Source organism: Streptomyces solincola (assembly GCF_002982015.1).
Lineage (GTDB): Bacteria > Actinomycetota > Actinomycetes > Streptomycetales > Streptomycetaceae > Streptomyces > Streptomyces solincola.
Window position 1 is genome coordinate 1 of record NZ_PVLV01000373.1, and the last position, 19345, is coordinate 19345.

19 protein-coding genes and 1 tRNA gene are annotated in these 19345 nt (G+C 71.7%); 9 read left to right on the plus strand and 11 right to left on the minus strand.

What is annotated here, in order from left to right; genetic code table 11:
* Together C6N75_RS21910 and C6N75_RS21915 are read right to left on the minus strand one after the other, a co-directional pair.
* Nucleotides 1–950: serine/threonine-protein kinase (locus C6N75_RS21910; protein WP_105870612.1), on the minus strand; the 950-nt coding region annotated here is incomplete at its 3' end.
* A gap of 48 nt (nt 951–998) precedes the next feature.
* Nucleotides 999–1547, minus strand: a complete 549-nt coding sequence (locus C6N75_RS21915) for a helix-turn-helix domain-containing protein (RefSeq protein ID WP_105870613.1) — start codon at nt 1545–1547, stop codon at nt 999–1001.
* A 172-nt stretch (nt 1548–1719) separates the two neighbouring features.
* On the opposite strand from C6N75_RS21915, the gene C6N75_RS21920 reads away from it, so the two are divergent.
* Nucleotides 1720–1792: transfer RNA gene (locus C6N75_RS21920), tRNA-Ala, on the plus strand.
* A 152-nt stretch (nt 1793–1944) separates the two neighbouring features.
* Here C6N75_RS21920 and C6N75_RS21925 read toward each other — a convergent pair.
* Complete coding sequence (locus C6N75_RS21925) at nt 1945–2679, minus strand: bleomycin resistance protein (protein WP_105870629.1); 735 nt, start codon at nt 2677–2679, stop codon at nt 1945–1947.
* A gap of 263 nt (nt 2680–2942) precedes the next feature.
* Between C6N75_RS21925 and C6N75_RS32280 the strand changes: the two genes are divergently transcribed.
* On the plus strand, nt 2943–3482 hold the full coding sequence (locus C6N75_RS32280; protein ID WP_181160570.1) for a DUF6344 domain-containing protein: 540 nt from the start codon (nt 2943–2945) through the stop codon (nt 3480–3482).
* Between the two features lie 265 nt (nt 3483–3747).
* On the opposite strand, the gene C6N75_RS21935 is transcribed toward C6N75_RS32280, so the two are convergent.
* A complete protein-coding gene (locus tag C6N75_RS21935; RefSeq protein WP_105870614.1) occupies nt 3748–4449 on the minus strand; it encodes a DUF5324 family protein in 702 nt (233 codons plus the stop codon).
* A gap of 354 nt (nt 4450–4803) precedes the next feature.
* Between C6N75_RS21935 and C6N75_RS21940 the strand changes: the two genes are divergently transcribed.
* Together C6N75_RS21940 and C6N75_RS21945 are read left to right on the plus strand one after the other, a co-directional pair.
* Nucleotides 4804–5331: a peptidylprolyl isomerase gene (locus tag C6N75_RS21940; RefSeq protein ID WP_105870615.1), complete on the plus strand. Its 528-nt coding sequence runs from the start codon at nt 4804–4806 to the stop codon at nt 5329–5331.
* Between the two features lie 158 nt (nt 5332–5489).
* Nucleotides 5490–6347, plus strand: a complete 858-nt coding sequence (locus C6N75_RS21945; RefSeq protein WP_105870616.1) for a rhomboid family intramembrane serine protease — start codon at nt 5490–5492, stop codon at nt 6345–6347.
* Nucleotides 6348–6695: 348 nt separating this feature from the next.
* Here the strand turns inward: C6N75_RS21945 and crgA are convergent, their stop codons facing one another.
* Complete coding sequence (gene crgA / locus C6N75_RS21950) at nt 6696–6953, minus strand: cell division protein CrgA (protein WP_105870617.1); 258 nt, start codon at nt 6951–6953, stop codon at nt 6696–6698.
* Between the two features lie 138 nt (nt 6954–7091).
* Here crgA and C6N75_RS21955 point away from each other — a divergent pair, with 138 nt between their 5' ends.
* From C6N75_RS21955 to C6N75_RS21975, 5 genes are all read left to right on the plus strand, one after another.
* Nucleotides 7092–7865, plus strand: coding sequence for a DUF881 domain-containing protein (locus C6N75_RS21955; RefSeq protein ID WP_105870618.1), 774 nt, complete (start codon nt 7092–7094; stop codon nt 7863–7865).
* A 142-nt stretch (nt 7866–8007) separates the two neighbouring features.
* The gene (locus C6N75_RS21960) at nt 8008–8169 is read left to right on the plus strand and encodes a hypothetical protein (protein WP_105870619.1); all 162 of its coding nucleotides are present in this window, start codon (nt 8008–8010) and stop codon (nt 8167–8169) included.
* Entirely contained in the window at nt 8166–8804 is a 639-nt protein-coding gene (locus C6N75_RS21965; protein WP_105870620.1) for an aminodeoxychorismate/anthranilate synthase component II, read from the plus strand. Before C6N75_RS21960 ends, C6N75_RS21965 begins: the two co-directional genes overlap by 4 nt.
* Nucleotides 8801–9982, plus strand: a complete 1182-nt coding sequence (locus C6N75_RS21970; RefSeq protein ID WP_407703256.1) for a class E sortase — start codon at nt 8801–8803, stop codon at nt 9980–9982. Before C6N75_RS21965 ends, C6N75_RS21970 begins: the two co-directional genes overlap by 4 nt.
* A 23-nt stretch (nt 9983–10005) precedes the next feature.
* Complete coding sequence (locus C6N75_RS21975) at nt 10006–10698, plus strand: class E sortase (protein ID WP_105870622.1); 693 nt, start codon at nt 10006–10008, stop codon at nt 10696–10698.
* Nucleotides 10699–10784: 86 nt separating this feature from the next.
* Here C6N75_RS21975 and pknB read toward each other — a convergent pair whose 3' ends face one another.
* The 6 genes from pknB to C6N75_RS22005 all read right to left on the minus strand — a co-directional run bounded on the left by pknB (nt 10785) and on the right by C6N75_RS22005 (nt 18996).
* On the minus strand, nt 10785–12848 hold the full coding sequence (gene pknB, locus C6N75_RS21980) for a Stk1 family PASTA domain-containing Ser/Thr kinase (RefSeq protein WP_105870623.1): 2064 nt from the start codon (nt 12846–12848) through the stop codon (nt 10785–10787).
* A 198-nt stretch (nt 12849–13046) separates the two neighbouring features.
* Entirely contained in the window at nt 13047–14510 is a 1464-nt protein-coding gene (locus C6N75_RS21985; protein ID WP_105870624.1) for a peptidoglycan D,D-transpeptidase FtsI family protein, read from the minus strand.
* Nucleotides 14507–15931 (minus strand): FtsW/RodA/SpoVE family cell cycle protein, encoded by a 1425-nt coding sequence (locus tag C6N75_RS21990; protein ID WP_105870625.1) that lies wholly within the window; start codon nt 15929–15931, stop codon nt 14507–14509. Before C6N75_RS21990 ends, C6N75_RS21985 begins: the two co-directional genes overlap by 4 nt.
* Before the next feature lie 32 nt (nt 15932–15963).
* Complete coding sequence (locus C6N75_RS21995) at nt 15964–17445, minus strand: Stp1/IreP family PP2C-type Ser/Thr phosphatase (protein WP_105870626.1); 1482 nt, start codon at nt 17443–17445, stop codon at nt 15964–15966.
* Nucleotides 17446–17615: 170 nt separating this feature from the next.
* Nucleotides 17616–18140, minus strand: a complete 525-nt coding sequence (locus C6N75_RS22000; protein WP_105870627.1) for an FHA domain-containing protein FhaB/FipA — start codon at nt 18138–18140, stop codon at nt 17616–17618.
* Nucleotides 18141–18150: 10 nt separating this feature from the next.
* Nucleotides 18151–18996: an FhaA domain-containing protein gene (locus C6N75_RS22005; protein WP_105870628.1), complete on the minus strand. Its 846-nt coding sequence runs from the start codon at nt 18994–18996 to the stop codon at nt 18151–18153.
* Between the last annotated feature and the right edge of the window lie 349 nt (nt 18997–19345).

Here is a 19345-nt window from a genome sequence, read left to right on the forward strand (position 1 = left end):
TGCGGGTCTTCCCGGCCCTGCGGGTCTTCCCGGCCCTGCGGGTTCTCGCGGCCCTGCGGGGCCTTCGGGCCGTCCGGTCCGAATCCGTCCGGCAGGGATGGCAGTTGGTCGAAGATCTCTATCGGTTCTTCGGCGTCCCCGCCCTCGGGCGGGGAGGGCAGCAAGGCGGCGGCGGAGGTCAGTGCGGCGCGGGCGTCGGCGGCGGTGCGGAAACGTGCCTGCGGTTCGGGGTGCAGCAGTCCGGCGAGGACCTGCCACAGCGGGTCGGGGACGCCGGCGGGAGCGGTCGGTGCGTCGGGGGCGGTGAGGCGGACGGCCAGCGCCTGGGTGTCGGGGCGGTGGCCGAGGAGCAGGTGGAGGGCGACCAGGCCGGCCGCGTAGAGGTCGGCGGGGAAGTCGGGCTCCGCGCCGGCGAGCTGTTCGGGGGCGAAGTAGCCGGGCGTCCCCACCACGTGGTCGGTCTCGGTGAGCCGGGGCTCGCCCTTGCGCATGGCGATGCCGAAGTCGGTCAGCCGCAGGTGTGGGCGGCCCGTACCGGTCGCCTCCAGCAGCAGGTTGGCCGGTTTGACGTCCCGGTGGACCAGGCCCGCGGCGTGCACCGCGGCCAGCCCGGCGAGCAACTGGTCCAGCAGGACGCCGACGAGCCGCGGCGGCAGCGCGCCGTAGTCCCCGATCACCTGCGCCAGGGAGCCGCCGCGCACGAGGTCCATGGTGAACAGCACCCGGTCGTCGTCGGCCGCCCAGCTCGCCGGGGCCAGTACGTGCGGGTGCTCGATGCGCACCGCCTGCTCGCGGACGAAGCGCAGCAGGGCGTGCGCGTCGGACTGCCGCAGGACCTTGGCGGCGACGTACCGGCGGCGCCGGTGGTCCCAGGCCCGCCACACCTCCCCGGCGCCGCCGCGGCCGATCGGGTCGACGAGCTCGTACCGCCCGGCGAGCACCTCGCCCATGCCCCACCCCTCGGATCGCGCGCCCCGCCGGTGGCGGCGGGGCGCGGGTCAGTTCTGGTGCGACTCGTAGTGCGCCACCGCGTCGGCGGTGCGCCCGGCGCCGTACACGCGCAGGAACTCGGCCAGCTCGGGGTGGGTGGGGGAGAGCGAGTCGGCGGCGTCGATGATGTCGCCGGCGGCGGCCACCGAGCGCAGCAGCGACTGGATCTCGCGGACCACCCGGCGGACGGTCGGCGCACCGGTGCCGGAGGACGCCTGGCCGGTCGCAGTGAGCACCGAGCCGCCCTGGGACTTCTTGATCTCGTCCATCCGCCCGGTGGCCTCGGCGGCGCTGACACTGCCGTCCGCGACCTGGCCGGCCAGCTCCTGAAGGGCCTGCACCCGCTGGACGACGGCCGGGTTGCCGATCTTGGCGCGCTGGCCGCTCATCAACTGGGACAGCATGGGGGCGGACAGCCCGAGCACGGCGGCGAGGCGGGCCTGGTTGAGCCCGAGGTCGTCGATGAGCCGGCGGAAGAGCGCCCCCAGCGGCTCCCCGTACCAACTCCGCTGGAGTTCCCTGGCTCTCGCCGTCGCTTCCTGCTGCACTGTGTCCATCTGCGTCTCCCCATCGCTGCGGTTCGCTCCTGCGAACCTCGCCCAGCATCCTACGGAGAGCGGTCGCCCACGGGGAGCCCCAAACCTTTTGCCGTGGACCCCCCGCGACCCGGTACTCTGGTTCCGGCAACGGCCCGGCGCGATCGTCCGCTTGGTCCGGTGCACCCGTCCCGGGGCCTTAGCTCAGTTGGTAGAGCGCTGTCTTTGCATGGCAGATGTCAGGGGTTCGACTCCCCTAGGCTCCACAGAGAACGCCCTCCGAGCCGTGTACGCGGCGCGGGGGGCGTTTCCCGTGACGGGCGTTTCCTGTGACCGGGTACTGCTCGTGACGGGGCGTCTCTCCAGACGACGACCTCGGCGCCGAGGCGCCGGAGCGGCTGCTGGACGCTCTCGCCGGTCATGACATGGGTTCGGTCAGCTCGGCCAGCCGGCTCAGGCTGTCGGCGGCCGCCGCGCGGTCCTGCCCGCCGAGTGGGAGCGCGGCGGCGCGGGCGGCCAGCTCGGCCGCGAGCGGGGCGTCGCCCAGGCGGGCGGCGAGGTCGGCCCGCAGCACCAGCAGGCGGACGTGCTGCACGGGCGTGGGCGCGGGCCCGCCGGGCGGCGGCGCGTGGCCGTGCTCCGGAGGCAGTACGCGGTCGATCAACCGTGCCGCGCCCGCCAGGTCCTCCTTGGAGTCGGCGAACAGGTCGGCCAGGTGCAGTGCCCGGGCGAAGGGCTCCTTGGGCACCGGGCGCATGCTCGGGTCGTCGCTGATCGGCTGACCCACCCGGATGCTGTTGCCGCCGGGGTCGGTCATCAGGAACTGCCGCACCCCGTACGACATGTCCTTCAGCGGCCCGATCCGCGGCAGCCCGCGGCTGGGAATGCGGCCGTAGGCCGCCTTCAGGCCGGCCCGGAAGACGCTGTGCAGTCCATTCACGTCGTCGGTCAGCACATAGCAGCCGGAGTACGACTGGCTCGGCTCGTAGCCCTTCATCGCGAAGAACTGAAGCTCGACCGGGCCGCGCCGGACCACCGCGTAGGCGTACGGGGCCTTCTGTAGACAGGTCGTCTCGAAGCCGAGCGCGGTGTAGAAGTCCACGACCGGCTGGATCTCGTGGCAGGGCAGCAGGGGGATCGTCTTGTCGGTCACGCTCACAGCCTAGTCAAGTTTGTCTAGTGAGAGCCAGAGGTTCCCGGGGATGCCCGGACTGCATGGCCTCCCGGGGGCCGCAACTCGGGGACATGGGCCGGACGGGTGGTGTTCATCAGAAGATCTACCGCGCGGCGGCGTCGGTCCGTGCCTTCTCAAGATGCGTACACATCATGAGAAAGGTATGTAGATCGCCCAACCCGAACTTCTCCCGCAGACACCTCCGAAGACCTCTCGGAAGACTCCTACGAAAGCGAGGGACCATGGCCGCCACCGACAAGGCCGTGCAGTTCTGGACCGCCTTCTTCGCCCTGCTGTCCGCGGTCGTCGCCACGACGCTCTCCGTGGCCGTCCGCTCCACCCGCTCCGTCCTCGGCCTCGTCCGCCGCCGCCCGGTGGCGGTGCTCTCCGCCACCGTCCTGCCGGCGGTCGCGGTGAGCGCCGTTGCCGCGGACACCGCGGGGAGGGAGGAGACGGCCCAAGTCGCCGCATCCGCCGACTCGGAGCTGCCCGAGCGTCCGCAGCGCTCTGAGCGTCCGCAGCGTTCCGAGCGCACGACCGGCGGCAAGCTGCTGGCCCCGGTCGCGGTGCCGGTACGTCGTACCGCACACGAAGCCGCACCCGCGACCGCCGCTACCGCGCCCCAGACGCACCCGGCCGTACGGGACCGCTCACTGCCGCCGACCATCAAGCAGCGCATCCGGGCCGAGGCCCACGGCTCCTCCCCCTCGGTCCGCCACCTGCCGGCCGTCGCGCCGCTGCCCGCCGGGATGGACCTGGCCGACCTGGCCCTCGCGGCGTGAGCCCGCTTCATCGCGGCCTGAGCCCGCTGCGTCACCTCGTCCTGCCGAGCTCGCTGCGTCACCTCGTCGTGCCGAGCTCGCTGCGTCACCTCGTCGTGCCGGCCGATGTTTCACGTGAAACTAACCGGCAGGGGATCACTCCCCCGGCTGGACCCGGAGCACGACAGAGCCGGCCGCCCCAGACGCACGGGACGAAGCCCGTACGGAACCGGAAGCGACCGGCCGCCAGATACTCGGCCGCGAGCGGTGAGCTCGCGGAGGACCGTCAGGGACGGTTGTCGTCCGCGTCGGCCTCGGCCTCGGCCTGCTTGGCCTGGACCTCGGGGTCCAGCGCGGAAGTGCCGGTGCCGTCGACCGAGGTGAGCGGCGCACGGTCGGAGACCTCGGTGGGCGCCGGCGGCTCGACCAGCCAGTCCGGGTTGGCCTGCTTGTCCCACCACTTCCAGGCGGCGAAGGCGCCACCGGCCAGCACCCCGACGATCGCGAGACCCTTGAAGACGCGCCCGGCCCGCCCCCGGCGCTCGTGCTTCCGCACCAGCTTCTGGATGTCCTTCGCCGACACCTGCCCGCGCAGCGCCGCCAGCGTGGCCAGCGAGCGGGCGACGGCCTCCTCACGGACCGGCGCGGTCGCGGCGACCGCGGTCTCCACCCGGGGCGCCGTGTAGTCGGCCGCCTGCCGGGCCGCCTTACGGGTCTGCTTGGCAGCCTTACGGGTCTTGACCGCCGCACGCTGCGCGGCATCGCCGAACTCCGCCGGCACCTTGGGTGCGACATACGCGTCGTACTGCACACGCGCCTGATGAGCGGCCTTCGACACCTTGGGGGCCACCCTGACACGGGCCTCGTGCGCGTACTGCGCGGCCGTGTCCTTAGCCGTTCCGGCGTACGGCGCCACCACTTCCGCGGCGTGCCGCACGCTGTCCTTCGCCGAATGGGTCGCGGCGCGCACGCTGTCCTTGCGGGTCACGGCTTTCCTCCTCCTCGGTGGCGGGCTGGTATCTCGCGTATCCGTCCTCTTCGAAATCATGCCTGCCGGGCCGGTGCTCGGCATGCGGTACGGCGGCATACGGGGCAACAGCCTCCCCCGTGCGGCCCTGACACCCCATGCGCCCCCGTGCGCCCACTCTTGGCTTCGAGACCGCCATAGCGCCCCACCGCCAGCTCCGAGACCGCCTCCGCGCGCCGTCCGGGGCCGCTTCCGCATGCGCCCGTGCGCTGCCCGTCTCCCGCCCGCGCTGTCCGGTCGACCGCCTTCCGTGCCTCCCGGCCGCCTTCCATGGGAAAGTGTGAGACGTCAGAGCAGACTTACGGAAGGCACATCGTGGCCGAGCAGCTTTACGCCACCCTGAAGACCAACCACGGCGACATCGAGATCCGGCTCCTGCCGAACCACGCGCCGAAGACGGTCAAGAACTTCGTCGAGCTCGCCCAGGGCGAGCGGGAGTGGACCCACCCGGCCACCGGCAAGAAGTCCAGTGACCGCCTTTACGACGGCACCGTCTTCCACCGTGTGATCAGCGGCTTCATGATCCAGGGCGGCGACCCGCTGGGCAACGGCACCGGCGGCCCGGGCTTCGAGTTCGGCGACGAGTTCCACCCGGAGCTGTCCTTCAACAAGCCGTACCTGCTGGCCATGGCCAACGCCGGCCCGGGCACCAACGGTTCGCAGTTCTTCATCACCGTGGCTCCCACCACCTGGCTGACCGGCAAGCACACCATCTTCGGTGAGGTCACCAACGACGCGGGCAAGAAGGTCGTCGACGAGATCGCGACCGCGCAGACCAACCCGCGCACTGACCGCCCGGTCAGCGACGTGGTCATCGAGTCGGTCGTGATCGAGACCCGCTGAGGTCCGGCCCGCCCCGAGGTGCGCCCGCGCTTCCCCCTCCGGGGGACACGGGGAACCTTTCCGCCCCGCCCGTCCGTAGGGATGGGCGGGGCGGCCGCACGTCGCGGACGGCCCACGACGAGGTCCCGCCCTGATCCGCCGGCCGACGAGGGGGCTCCATGAGCCAGGTGCCGCACTGCTACCGCCACCCGGGCGTCGAGACCGGTGTGCGCTGCACCCGGTGCGAGCGGCCGATCTGCACGGACTGCATGGTCGACGCCTCGGTGGGCTTCCAGTGCCCCGAGTGCGTGCGCGGCGGCAGCGGCACCGGCCACTCCCGTACCGCCAACCAGCCGCGCACCGTCGCGGGCGGCCGGATCACCGGCGGCGACCCGCATCTGGTCACCCATCTGCTCATCGGGGCCAACCTGGTGGTCTTCGTGCTGGCGCAGGTCCTGCCCCGGTTCGTCGCGGAGACGACGCTCATCGGCCTCGCCTACGACCCGCGTCTCGGCCGGGAGGTAGGGGTCGCGGACGGCGAGTGGTACCGGCTGCTGAGCAGCATGTTCCTGCACCAGGAGGTCTGGCACATCGCGGGCAACATGCTGCTGCTGTGGTTCCTCGGGGTGGCCCTGGAGGAGCAGCTCGGGCGGGTGCGGTTCCTCGTGCTGTACCTGCTGTCCGGGCTGGCCGGCGGTGCGCTGACGCTGCTGCTGGCGGCGCAGAACCAGTCGTCGCTGGGCGCCTCCGGGGCGGTCTACGGACTGCTGGGCGCCACCGTCGTCCTGGTGCGCCGGCTCAATCAGGACCTGCGGCCGGTGCTGGCTCTGGTGGCGCTCAACCTGGTGATCACCTTCTTCTGGCGGGACATCGCCTGGCAGGCGCACATCGGCGGCCTGGTGGCGGGTGTGGTGATCTCCTACGCGATGGTCAACGGCCCGCGCGAGCGCCGGGCGCTGGTGCAGTGGGGGGCCTGCGGAGCGGTGCTGGCGCTGTCGCTGCTGACCGTGGTGCTGCGGGTGTCGGCGCTGAGCTGACCGGGTCGGCCATGCCGCAGGCCCCGGGACCGGCCGGTTGTCCCCACCCTTGTCCACAGTGGGTGCCGGGCCCTGTGCCTACCGTGCCGGATCACCGGGCGGCGAGCGGGAACGCCTGTACCTATCCGCTCTGACCTGGGCTTTCTCTCAGATGCGGGAGAGAGTCCCAGGTCGGAGGGGTCGCGTCCGGTCGTACTGCGGCGTCAACCCGACGTGAGTTATCCACAGATCTTCCTACCTATCCACGACCTGTGCACAACGCTGTGGATAACTATGGGCAAGGCTTGACGGGGAGGCTGCCGACCGGCTACGCGAGCACGGTCGGCGCGGACCCCGCCGGGGCGGGCGCTACTTCCACTGCGTGGAGACCGCGAAGCCGCCCGCGATGAAGCCGAAGCCGACCACGATGTTCCAGTTCCGCAGCGACTCCAGCGGCAGCGAGCCGTCCGTCACATAGAACACCACGATCCAGGCCAGCCCGATCGCGAACAGCGCCAGCATCACCGGGGCCACCCAGCTCCGGTTGGTCAGCTTGATGCTCGTCGCCTGCTTCGCGGCCGGCGGCGGTGTGAAGTCGGCCTTCTTGCGGATACGTGACTTCGGCACGAGGGGCTCTCCTGTCGATGCGCTGCGTGACCGCGCGGGGGAACGGGGCGGTTTCCCGGGAAGGCGGGCGGGACGGCCGCCTCGACCGGGCGTCCGTTAGCGTAGTGCTTCCGCGGTGCTGAAGGAGATAAGGGTACGTTGAGCACTTCCACCGGCGCTCCCCCCGAACCGGCCCGGCGACGCCGCTGGCGGCCGGTCCGGCTGCTCACCGCTGCCGTCTTCGCCCTCGCCGGACTGATCTTCGTCACCAGCTTCAACACCGCCAAGGGCACCAACCTCCGCACCGACGACTCGCTGCTGAGGCTGTCCGACCTCGTCCGCGAGCGCAGCCACAAGAACGGCCGGCTCGACGAGACCACCGCGGCGGTCCGCGAGCAGGTGGACGCGCTCGCCCGGCGCGACGCCGGCTCCAGCACCGAGGAGGACGCCCGGCTGCGGGCCCTGGAGGAGGCCGCCGGCACCACCGAGGTCGCCGGCGACGGCCTCACCGTCACGCTCGACGACGCCCCGCCCGACGCCCAGGCCGCCCCCGGCTACCCCGAGCCGCAGGCCAACGACCTGGTCATCCACCAGCAGGACCTCCAGGCCGTGGTCAACGCCCTGTGGAAGGGCGGCGCCAAGGGCATCCGGGTCATGGACCAGCGGCTGATCTCCACCAGCGCGGTCCGCTGCGTGGGCAACACCCTGATCCTCCAGGGTCGCGTCTACTCACCGCCGTACAAGATCACCGCGGTCGGGGACGCCGGCGACCTCCAGCGGGCGCTGGACGGCTCCACCGCCGTGCGGAACTACCTGCTCTACGTGAAGGCGTACGGGCTGGGCTGGAAGGTCGACGACCACGACGGGATCTCCCTGCCCGGCTACAACGGCGCGGTCGAGCTGCACCACGCCAAGCCCGCCGGCGCCCCGTAGCCCGCCGGACCGGGCGTACCGGCGGGCAGGGCTCCGGGCGGTGCTTTCCACAGCCCCGCCCCACCGGCCCGCGCGCCCCGTACTCTGGTGTCCGACAGGCAGACAGGCAGAGCAGTGCAGCGAGGAAGGACCGGCGGACGGCATGTACGGCTGGATCTGGCGGCACCTGCCGGGGAACTCGTGGGTACGCGCGCTGATCTCGCTCGTGCTCGCCCTGGCGGTCGTCTACGTGCTCTTCCAGTACGTGTTCCCCTGGGCGGAGCCCCTGCTTCCGTTCAACGATGTGACGGTGGACGGTCAGTGAGCGCGCGCATTCTCGTCGTCGACAACTACGACAGCTTCGTCTTCAACCTGGTCCAGTACCTCTACCAGCTCGGCGCGGAGTGCGAGGTCCGGCGCAACGACGAGGTCGAGGTCCGGCACGCGCTGGACGGCTTCGACGGCGTGCTGCTCTCCCCCGGCCCCGGCGCGCCCGAGCAGGCCGGCGTCTGCGTGGACATGGTCCGGCACTGCGCCGACCACGGCGTGCCGGTCTTCGGCGTCTGCCTGGGCATGCAGTCGATGGCCGTGGCCTACGGCGGCGTGGTCGACCGCGCGCCGCAGCTCCTGCACGGCAAGACCTCCCCCGTCGTGCACGGCGGCCAGGGCGTCTTCACCGGGCTGCCCTCCCCCTTCACCGCCACCCGCTACCACTCGCTGGCCGCCGAGCCCGCCGACCTGCCGGCCGCGCTGGAGGTCACCGCGCGGACCGAGGACGGCATCATCATGGGCCTGCGCCACCGGGACCTGCCGGTGGAGGGCGTGCAGTTCCACCCGGAGTCGGTGCTCACCGAGCACGGGCACCTGATGCTCGCCAACTGGCTGGAGCAGTGCGGCGATACCGGCGCGGTCGCCCGGTCGGCAGGGCTCGCGCCGGTGGTGGGCAAGGCCGTCGCGTGACCGCCGTGCGCCGCCCGGGACCAGGCGGCGGTACGGACCCGGACGGCGGCGAGCCGGGCGGCGCGGACGGACGCGGATCCCCCTGGTTCCGGGCGGCCAACCTGCCCGGCCAGAGCGCCCGGAGCGAGCAGGCGGCCCGCACCGGACGCCACGGGCGTCCGGCCCCCTTGGACGAGACGGCGCGAATAGAGCCCGTACGGGACGGCGTACACCCCCCGCGAGGCGGTGAGGCGGCGCGCGGGCGGCCGGCGGGACCGCTGCCGCCGGAGGCCCCCGCGGCCGTCGCCGGGGGGCCGGCGGGCGCACGCACCGGTCCGCCGCCGGGCGGGGGCCGCGCGGAGCGGCGCAGGGCGGCCAAGGGCCGCGGCAGGCGCCGGGCGGGCCGCCGGGGCGCCAGCGCCGCCGGGACGCCGTCCACGGGCCGTACGGGCCCCGCGGGGGTCGGCGGCGGGCCCGACGGGCGGCCGCTCACCCGGGTGGAGGCGCGCCGGGCGGCGCGCGCCCGCAAGGACAGCGTCGGGGTGGTCGCCAGCCGGGTGGTGGGCGAGCTGTTCATCACCTTCGGCGTGGTGATGCTGCTGTTCGTCACCTACCAGCTCTGGTGGACCAACGTGCGGGCCGGCCTTCAGGCGGACGCGGCGAAGAAGGGCATCGAGAACGCCTGGGCCGAGGGCCGCAAGCCGGACGCCTTCGCACCGGGCCAGGGTTTCGCCATCATGTACCTGCCGACGCTGGACGTGGTGGTGCCGGTCGCCGAGGGCGTCGACAAGGAGCGGGTGCTCGACCGCGGGATGGTCGGCCACTACGCCGACGGACGGCTGAAGACCGCCATGCCCTCGCAGAAGCAGGGCAACTTCGCCGTCGCCGGCCACCGCAACACCCACGGCGAGCCGTTCCGCTACATCAACCGGCTCCGGCCGGGCGACCCGATCGTGGTGGAGACCCAGGACGCCTACTACACCTACGAGATGACCGGCATCCTGCCGCAGACGCCGCCGTCCAACGTCGCCGTGATCGACCCGGTGCCCGCCGGCTCCGGCTTCACCGGCCCCGGCCGGTACGTCACGCTCACCACCTGCACCCCCGAGTTCACCAGTACGTACCGCATGATCGTGTGGGGCAAGATGGTCGAGGAACGGCCGCGCACCAAGGGCAAACCGGACGCGCTCGTCGGCTGACCTTTCGAGACGGGACAGATGTAGTGGCACGTGCGCGCAGCCGGATCGCCGGCGCCGTCAGCGTCTTCGGCGAACTGCTGATCACCGCGGGGGTGCTGATGGGACTGTTCGTCGCCTACTCCCTGTGGTGGACCAACGTGCTGGCCGACCGGGAAGCGGGCCGCCAGGGCGACAAGGTGCGCGACGCCTGGACGGCGAAGACCCCTTCCGGGCCGGGCGCGCTGGACACCGACGGCGGCCTCGGCTTCCTGCACGTCCCGGCGATGGACGACGGCGAGGTGCTGGTCCGCAAGGGCACCGACCCCGAGACCCTCAACGGCGGCGTGGCCGGCTACTACACCGACCCGGTGGCCTCCGCCCAGCCGAAGGACGCCAAGGGCAACTTCACGCTGGCCGCGCACCGCGACGGGCACGGCGCGAAGTTCCACAACATCCACAAGCTGCGCACCGGCGACGCGATCGTCTTCGAGACCCGGGACACCTGGTACGTCTACAAGGTCTACAAGACCCTGCCGGAGACCTCGAAGTACAACGTGGACGTGCTGCAACCGGTGCCCCGGGAGTCCGGCCGCACGAAGCCGGGCCGCTACATCACCCTGACGACCTGTACGCCGGTCTACACCTCGGACTACCGCTACATCGTCTGGGGCGAGCTGGAGCGCACCGAGAAGGTCGACGGCGACCGCACCCCGCCGGCCGAACTGCGCGCCTCCTGACGGCCCCCGAGGGCCCGCGACGGTACGGAGAAGGGGCCCGGCGACCATGACGGTCGCCGGGCCCCTGCCCGTTCGCGGATCGGACCTCAGGAGTCGCGGGGGACGACCGCGGACGGCCCGCCGAAGAAGTTGATGCCTCCGTCGCCGCCGTTGCCGCCGTTCTGGCCGCCGTCGCCGTTCCCGCCGTTCTGGCCGCCGTTCTGACCGCCGTTCTGACCGCCGTTCTGGCCTCCGTTGCCGCCCTGGCAGCCCAGGGTGGTGAGGGTGACCTGGGTGGCGGCCGGGTCGACCTGCGTACCGGCCTGCGGGTCGCTGGCGGTCACGAGGGCGTTGTCGTCGGCGGGGCAGCCCGGCCCGACCTGGACGTTGGTGAACCCGGCCGCGGCCAGGGTCTGCTTGGCCTGGCCCAGCGGCTGCGGGACGACCTGCGGCACCGGCTTCTGGGCCGGCTGCTGCGGGCCCTTGGAGACCTGGAGGGTGACCTTGCTGCCCTTGGGGGCGCGGGAGTTGCCCTGCGGGTCCTGGGCGGTGACCTCACCGGCCGGCTTGTCGGAGTCGACGTCCGAGCGCTCCACCTGGAAACCGAGGGTCTCCAACTGGGACTTGGCCGCGTCGAACTGCGACCCGGTGACCTTCGGGACCGTCTCCCGGGCCTGCCGCGAGATGGTGATGACCACCTCGCTGCCCTTCTCGGCCTCGGTGCCACCCTCCGGGCGCTGCTCGATGACCTCGCCCGGGTCCGCGTCGGACTCCCGCTGCTCCACGCTGACGTCGAAGCCCTGGGCCTCCAGGTTCTTGGTGGCCGTCTCCTGGGACTGCTCCATCACGCTGGGCACCTGGACCTTCGGGGCGCCCTCGGAGATCACCACCGTGAGGGTCTCGCCCTTGTTCATCGTCCCGGACGCCGGGCTCTGGGAGCAGACCGAGCCCTTGGGCTGGTCGCAGCGGTCGGTGCCGTCCTGCGTGAGCTTCACGCCCGCGCCCTCGGCCAGCGAGCGCGCCTGCGCCAGCGGCTTGCCGACCACCTTGGGCACGTCCACCGGACCGTCGGCGGTGTCGTCGCCGCTGAAGACGACCCGGCCGATGAGGACCGCGCCCACCAGGACCATGATCCCGGCCACGATCAGCATGATCGTCGAGAGGTTGGACTTCTTCTGCCGGCGCCGGCCGCTGCGGTCGTCGTAGCCGAAGCCGCCGTCGTCCGGGTTCACCGGGGGCAGCATCGAGGTCTGCCCGGCAGGGTCGCCACCGTGCTGGTGGTCGCCGTAGCCGTAGGCCGCGGCGGGGATCGCGCTGGTCGCGGCGACCGGCTGGCCGTCCAGGCACGCCTCGATGTCGGCGCGCATCTCGTCGGCCGACTGGTAGCGGTAGTCCGGGTCCTTGACCAGGGCCCGCAGGACGATGGCGTCCATCTCGGGCGTGATCTCGGGGTCGAAGGTGCTCGGCGGCTGCGGCTCCTCGCGTACGTGCTGGTAGGCGACCGCCACGGGGGAGTCGCCGACGAACGGCGGCCGGACGGTCAGCAGCTCGTACAGCAGGCAGCCGGTGGAGTACAGGTCGGAACGGGCGTCCACCTGCTCGCCCTTGGCCTGCTCGGGGGAGAGATACTGGGCGGTGCCGATGACCGCGGCGGTCTGGGTCATCGTCATGCCGGCGTCGCCCATGGCGCGGGCGATGCCGAAGTCCATGACCTTGACCTGGCCGGTGCGGGTCAGCATCACGTTGGCCGGCTTGATGTCGCGGTGCACGATGCCGGCGCGGTGCGAGTACTCCAGCGCCTGGAGGATGCCGACGGTCATCTCCATCGACCGCTCGGGCAGCAGCTTGCGGCCGGAGTGCAGCAGCTCTCGGAGGGTGGAGCCGTCGACGTACTCCATCACGATGTACGGGATGGAGATGTTGTCGACGTAGTCCTCGCCGGTGTCGTAGACCGCGACGATCGCCGGGTGGTTGAGCGAGGCGGCCGACTGGGCCTCACGGCGGAACCGGGCCTGGAAGGACGGGTCGCGGGCGAGGTCGGCCCGCAGCGTCTTCACGGCGACGGTGCGGCCGAGCCGGGTGTCGTGGGCGAGGTAGACCTCCGCCATGCCACCGCGGCCGAGCACCGAGCCCAGCTCGTACCGGCCGCCGAGGCGACGCGGCTCTTCCATACTGTTCCAGCCCTCTCCGTCAGTCCCGACCGCGCACCCCTGTGTGTGGTCCGGCGGTGTGCTGTCCGGGCATACGCTACCGGCCGTGGCGAGCCGGCCCGTCCGCGGCCGCCACCTGATACGGGACCGGTACACGCCGGTGTGGACCAGGCACGGGCGGCTGCTCGCGCCGCCGGGGGCGCCCCCCGGCGGGCGCCGTCACTTGCTGTCGAGCACCGCCTTCATCACGTCCCGGGCGATGGGCCCGGCCAGGCCGCCGCCGCTGATGTCCTCACGCGCGACGGCGGAGGAGTCCTCGACGATGACCGCGACCGCAACCGGGGAGCCCTGGTCGGTCTTGGCGTAGGAGACGAACCAGGCGTACGGGCGCGCCTTGTTCTGCTCGCCGTGCTGCGCGGTGCCGGTCTTGCCGCCGACCTTCACGCCGTCGATGCCGGCCTTCCCGCCGGTGCCGTTGTCGACGACGTTCTCCATCATCTTCTGCACCAACTGGGCCGTCTCGGCGGACATCGGCCGGCTCATCTCCTCCGGCTCGTGCTTCTCCAGCAGGTCGAGGTCGGGGGAGCGCAGCTCGTCCACCATGTACGGCTTCATCAGCTTGCCGTCGTTGGCGATCGCGGCCGTCACCATCGCCATCTGCAGCGGGGTGGTCGCGGTGTTGAACTGGCCGATGGAGGACTGGGCGTTGCCGTCGCGGGACATGTTCTTGTCGTAGACGGAGGCGGCGGCGCGGACCGGGACGTCGATCTCCGGGTTGTTGAAGCCGAACTTCTCGGCCATCTCCACCATCTTGTCCCGCCCGACGCTGTCACCGAGCTTGGCGAAGACCGAGTTGCAGGACACTTCCAGGGCCTTGTTCAGCGAAGCGTTCTCGCAGCCTTCGGCGTGGTTCTTCATCGGCGTGCGGGTGCCGGGGAGGATGTACGGCTCGGGAGTGTCGGTGGGCGCGTCGATGTCCTTGACCACGCCGTTCTCCAGCGCGGCGGCGGCGGTGAGCACCTTGAACGTGGAGCCGGGCGGGTAGATCTCGCGCAGCGCCCGGTTGAGCATGGGCTTGTCCTTGTCCTTGTCCAGCCGCGTGAAGGTGTCGGCTTCCTTCTGGGAGAAGCCGGCGGCGAAGGACGAGGGGTCGTAGGACGGGGTGGAGGCCAGCGCGAGGATCTTGCCGGTGGACGGTTCGATGGCGGCGACGGCGCCCTTCTTGTCGCCGAGTCCCTCGAACGCGGCCTTCTGGGCGGCCCCGTTGAGGGTGGTGATGACGTCGCCGCCCTTCTTCTTGTCCCCGGTGAACATCGCCAGGGTGCGGTCGAAGAAGAGCTGGTCGTCGTTGCCCGTGAGGATGCCGTCTTCCAGCTTCTCGATCTGGTTGGCGCCGAACGCCTGGGAGGCGTACCCGGTGACCGGGGACCACATCTCGCCGTCGGTGTAGGTGCGCTTGTAGACGAAGTAGTTGGAGTCCGTCTTCACCGATCCGGTGATCGGCTTGCCGTCCACCACGATGTTGCCGCGCGGGCTCGCGTACCGCTCGATGGCCACCCGCTGGTTGTACTTGTGGGTGCTCAGCTCGTCGGCGCGGACGTACTGGATCCAGTTGTTGCGGATGAGCAGGGCGAGGACCAGCAGTCCGCAGAAGATCGCGATGTGGCGCAGCGGCTTGTTCACGGGCGGACCACCTGGGTCATCTCGGCGTCGGGGGACGGGGCGGGCGCCGGGGCGGGGCGGCGCGCGGTGTCGCTGATCCGGATGAGGATGGCGATCAGCGCCCAGTTGGCGATCACGGAGGAACCGCCGTAGGCGAGGAACGGCATGGTCATACCGGTCAGCGGGATGAGCCCCATCACACCGCCGGCGACGACGAAGACCTGGAGCGCGAAGGCGCCGGACAGGCCGGTCGCCAGCAGCTTGCCGAACGGGTCGCGGGCGGCCAGCGCGGTGCGGATGCCGCGCTCCACGATCAGCCCGTACAGCAGCAGGAAGGCCATCACCCCGGTCAGGCCCAGCTCCTCGCCGACGGTGGCGAAGATGAAGTCGGAGTTGGCGGCGAAGGCGATGAGGTCGGAGTCACCCTGGCCCAGGCCGGTGCCGAGGGTGCCGCCGGAGCCGAAGGACATCAGCACCTGCGCCATCTGCTGGCAGGCGTTGACGCTCTGGTAGCAGTCGCCGAACGGGTCCGCCCAGGCGTCCACGCGGTCCTTGACGTGGCCGGCGAAGGAGGCCACGCCGACCGCGCCGCCGACCGACATCAGCAGACCCATCACGATCCAGCTCGTCCGCTCGGTCGCGACGTACAGCATGATCACGAACATGCCGAAGAACAGCAGCGAGGTGCCGAGGTCGTTCTCGAAGACCAAGATGAGCAGGCTGATCGCCCAGATGGTGAGGATCGGGCCGAGGTCGCGGCCGCGCGGCAGGTAGAGCCCCATGAAGCGGCGGCTGGCCAGGGCCAGCGCGTCCCGCTTCACCATCAGGTAGCCGGAGAAGAAGATCGCGATGACGATCTTCGCGAACTCACCGGGCTGGATGGAGAACCCGCCGACCCGGATCCAGATCTTGGCGCCGAAGACGTCCGCGCCGAGCCCGGGGACCAGCGGCAGCAGCAGCAGGACGATGGCGCCCATCATCGAGATGTAGGTGTACCGCTGGAGGACCCGGTGGTCCTTCAGCAGGATCAGCACGCCGAGGAACATGGCGACGCCGATCGCGGAGTACATGAGCTGCGCGGGGGCGTCCGGGCTGAAGCTGCCGAACTGCCGCATGGAGGTGGCGATCAGCCGGGGGGACTGGTCGAGCCGCCAGATCAGCACCAGGCCGAGGCCGTTGAGCAGGGTCGCCAGCGGCAGCAGCAGCGGGTCGGCGTACCGGGCGAACCGCCGCACCAGCAGGTGCGCGATGCCGGCCAGCAGGCCGAGGCCGAGTCCGTAGCCGAGCATGCCCGCGGGGACCTTGCCGTCCAGGGCGAGGCCCACGTTGAGGTAGGCGAACACCGGGATGGCGACGGCGAAGCCGAGCAGCGCCAGCTCGGTGTTGCGGCGGCTCGGCAGGTCGATCGCGCCGATGGTGGTCGTGTTGGTGACAACGCTCATGGTGGTGAAAGGCCCCCTACGGGTGCTCTGCTCTAGCTCTTGCCGCAGTTGGAGGCCAGCTTCTGCTCCTCCTGCGAGAGGGTGGGGCCCGGGCTCGGAGGGGGCGTGCCGGTGCTGGGCTTGGGCGACGGGGATCCGCTGGGCGTCGGCTCCGGCTTCGCCGACGGGGTGGGCTTCGGGGCGGCGGCCCGGGCCTCCTCCTGCTTGCGGCAGGCGGACGCCTGGAGACCCAGCTCGGTGACCTTGTCGCGCGCCTTGGCGAGGCTGCCGCCCGCGATGGTCTCCTCGACCTGCTTGCGCTGGTAGTCGGGGAGGTACTTGAGTTCGATCTCGGGGTGGTCCTTCTCCACGTCGGAGAGCGAGATCCACGCCAGGTCCTGGCTGATGCCGCGGTACAGCGCGACGTGCTCGTCGTTGGCGCCGACGTAGTACTGGGTCTGCGTCCAGCGCCAGCCGCCGTACAGGGCGCCGCCGACGACGGCGAGCGCGAGCACCGCGAAGAACGATCTCTTCAGCCACTTCCGGCCACCGCGCGGCTTGCGGAAGTCCTCCTCGGCGTACGACTCGAAGCCGTCCCCGGGCGGCATGGAGCCGTAGCCGAGGTCCTCGCCGCTGCCGGGCGGGCCGAAGTTGCCCTGCGGGGCCGGCGGGGGCGCCTGGCGGCCGAGGCCGGCGGCGCGGCCGGCCGGCGTCTGCATGGCGCCGTCGTCACCGAGCTGGATCTGCGTCTCGGCGACCGCGCCGACCACCACCGGGGTGTCGCTGAGCTGCCCGGCCAGGGTGTCCCCGCCGTCGGCGTCCAGCACGTCGGCGATGATCACGGTGATGTTGTCCGGGCCGCCGCCGCGCAGGGCGAGCTGGATGAGGTCCTGGACGGTCTCCTGCGGGCCCTGGTAGCTGGCGAGCGTCTCCTCCATGGTCTGGTGGGAGACGACGCCGGACAGGCCGTCGGAGCAGATCAGATAGCGGTCGCCGGCCCGCACCTCGCGGATGGACAGGTCGGCCTCGACGTGGTCGGCGCTGCCCAGCGCGCGCATCAGCAGGGCGCGCTGCGGGTGGGTGGTGGCCTCCTCCTCGGTGATCCGGCCCTCGTCCACCAGACGCTGCACCCAGGTGTGGTCCTGGGTGATCTGGGTGAGGACGCCGTCCCGCAGGAGGTACGCGCGGGAGTCGCCGACGTGCACCAGGCCGAGCCGCCGGCCGGTCCACAGCAGGGCGGTGAGCGTGGTGCCCATGCCTTCGAGCTGCGGGTCCTCCTCGACCATCAGCCGGAGCTGCTCGTTGGCCCGCTGCACGGCGGTGCCGAGCGAGGTGAGCAGGTCGCTGCCGGGCACATCGTCGTCGAGCGTGACCAGGGTGGAGATCACCTCGGAGGAGGCGACCTCGCCGGCGGCCTGGCCGCCCATGCCGTCGGCGATCGCGAGCAGCCGGGGGCCGGCGTAGCCGGAGTCCTCGTTGCCCTCGCGGATCATGCCCTTGTGCGATCCGGCGGCGAAACGCAGTGACAGACTCATGCCCACCTGCCCTGTCGACGCCGGCTCCGGGTAAAGCCGGTCTCGCGCCACACTGCCCACCCTCCGGTCGGGAGCCGGTGGCCGGTGCCGGCGCCGCCCGTGGGGCGGATCACGCCGGCCGGCCCAGCTCCGGCTCGCTCGCTCCGCTCGCGCCTACTCATGATGCAGCACTACTTCCGCAGCTCGATGACGGTCTTGCCGATGCGGATCGGCGCGCCCAGCGGAACGGGCGTCGGGGTGGTGAGCCGGGTCCGGTCGAGATACGTGCCGTTGGTGGACCCGAGATCCTCGACGATCCACTGGCCGTCACGGTCCGGGTAGATCCTGGCATGCCTGCTGGACGCGTAGTCGTCGTCCAGGACGATCGTGGAGTCGTGCGCGCGGCCCAGGGTGATCGTCTGCCCCTGGAGGGCCACGGTGGTGCCGGTGAGGGTGCCCTCGGAGACGACCAGCTTGGTCGGCGCTCCGCGGCGCTGGCGGCCGGACTGCTGCTGGCGCTGCTGCGGCGGCGCGGCGGCCTGCCGGCCCGTGCCGGACTGCTGCTGCGGCCGGGGCGCGGAGTCCCGGCGCGAACCGCGCTGGGTCACCCGCGTCCCGAACAGGTCGCTGCGGATGACCTGGACGGCCACGATGACGAACAGCCACAGTACGGCGAGGAAACCCAACCGCATGACCGTGAGGGTCAGCTCTGACATTGCCCCCGCTTCACCCTTCGGCTTGCCGGTAAACGATGGTGGTGCTGCCCACGACGATCCGCGAGCCGTCGCGGAGCGTAGCGCGGGTGGTGTGCTGCCCGTCCACCACGATGCCGTTGGTGGACCCGAGATCCTGGATCGTCGAGGGCGTTCCGGTCCGGATCTCGCAGTGTCGGCGGGAGACGCCGGGGTCGTCGATCCGCACGTCGGCGTCGGTGCTGCGGCCCAGCACCAGCGTCGGGCGGGAGATCTGGTGGCGGGTGCCGTTGATCTCGATCCAGCGGCGCGCCTGGGCGCCGGCCGCCTGGCCCGCGGCGGGCGGCCGGCCCGCAGGCGCGGAACGGGCGCCGGAGGGCGGGGCGGACGGCATGGGCGGGGCGCCGGCGACGTGGCCGCCGCCCGCGCCGTGGGCCGGCGGCGGATAGCCGTAGCCGGAGCGGCCGGGGCCGCCGCCGGCCTCGGGCTCGGCGGACTGCGAGGCGCTGGACGCCAGGGTGCGGCTGCGCACCCGGTACAGCCCGGTGTCGAGGTCCTCGGCCTTCTCCAGGTGGACCTTGATCGGCCCCATGAAGGTGTACCGCTGCTGCTTGGCGTAGTCCCGGACCAGGCCCGCGAGCTCGTCGCCGAGCTGCCCGGAGTAGGGGCTCAGGCGCTCGTAGTCGGGGGCGCTGAGCTCCACGATGAAGTCGTTGGGCACGACCGTGCGGTCGCGGTTCCAGATCGAGGCGTTGTTGTCGCACTCGCGCTGGAGGGCGCCGGCGATCTCGACGGGCTGGACCTCGGACTTGAACACCTTGGCGAAGGTGCCGTTGACCAGACCTTCGAGACGCTGCTCGAAACGCTTCAGGACTCCCATGGGGCACCTCCTCCGTCGTTGCCGTCCTGGTACTGCTTACTGATCGTATCCACGCGTCGGGAAATCGGCTGGTTCCCCTTCTCTGGCCTGTGGATAAGTGTCACCTCTCACAAGGATCGTAGAGGTGCCCTCCTGACAGTGTCCCGCACCGCGGAAGGGTCCGGGGGGACGGTACCGGCGGCACATCGCGCCCCGCAGCCGGAGCGCTCGGGGGGCGGTCCGTCGGTGGTCCGCGGGGGGTCGGTCCAGGTGGTCTGCGGGTGTCTGCGGGATGGGTCGCTGTGTGGTGTCCGTCGCTCCGGGGCGGGGCGTGGCGAGGGTGAAGGAAGGGGACAGGGGAGGCGCCGGG

What these genes read in the sequence shown, in the direction of transcription:
- C6N75_RS21945 (WP_105870616.1), top strand. Translation starts at nt 5,490, where the DNA reads ATGAGCCAGGTGCCGCACTGCTACCGCCACCCGGGCGTCGAGACCGGT.
- C6N75_RS22000 (WP_105870627.1), bottom strand. Translation starts at nt 18,140, where the DNA reads ATGTCAGAGCTGACCCTCACGGTCATGCGGTTGGGTTTCCTCGCCGTA.
- C6N75_RS21995 (WP_105870626.1), bottom strand. Translation starts at nt 17,445, where the DNA reads ATGAGTCTGTCACTGCGTTTCGCCGCCGGATCGCACAAGGGCATGATC.
- pknB (WP_105870623.1), bottom strand. Translation starts at nt 12,848, where the DNA reads ATGGAAGAGCCGCGTCGCCTCGGCGGCCGGTACGAGCTGGGCTCGGTG.
- C6N75_RS21960 (WP_105870619.1), top strand. Translation starts at nt 8,008, where the DNA reads ATGTACGGCTGGATCTGGCGGCACCTGCCGGGGAACTCGTGGGTACGC.
- C6N75_RS22005 (WP_105870628.1), bottom strand. Translation starts at nt 18,996, where the DNA reads ATGGGAGTCCTGAAGCGTTTCGAGCAGCGTCTCGAAGGTCTGGTCAAC.
- C6N75_RS32280 (WP_181160570.1), top strand. Translation starts at nt 2,943, where the DNA reads ATGGCCGCCACCGACAAGGCCGTGCAGTTCTGGACCGCCTTCTTCGCC.
- C6N75_RS21915 (WP_105870613.1), bottom strand. Translation starts at nt 1,547, where the DNA reads ATGGACACAGTGCAGCAGGAAGCGACGGCGAGAGCCAGGGAACTCCAG.
- C6N75_RS21990 (WP_105870625.1), bottom strand. Translation starts at nt 15,931, where the DNA reads ATGAGCGTTGTCACCAACACGACCACCATCGGCGCGATCGACCTGCCG.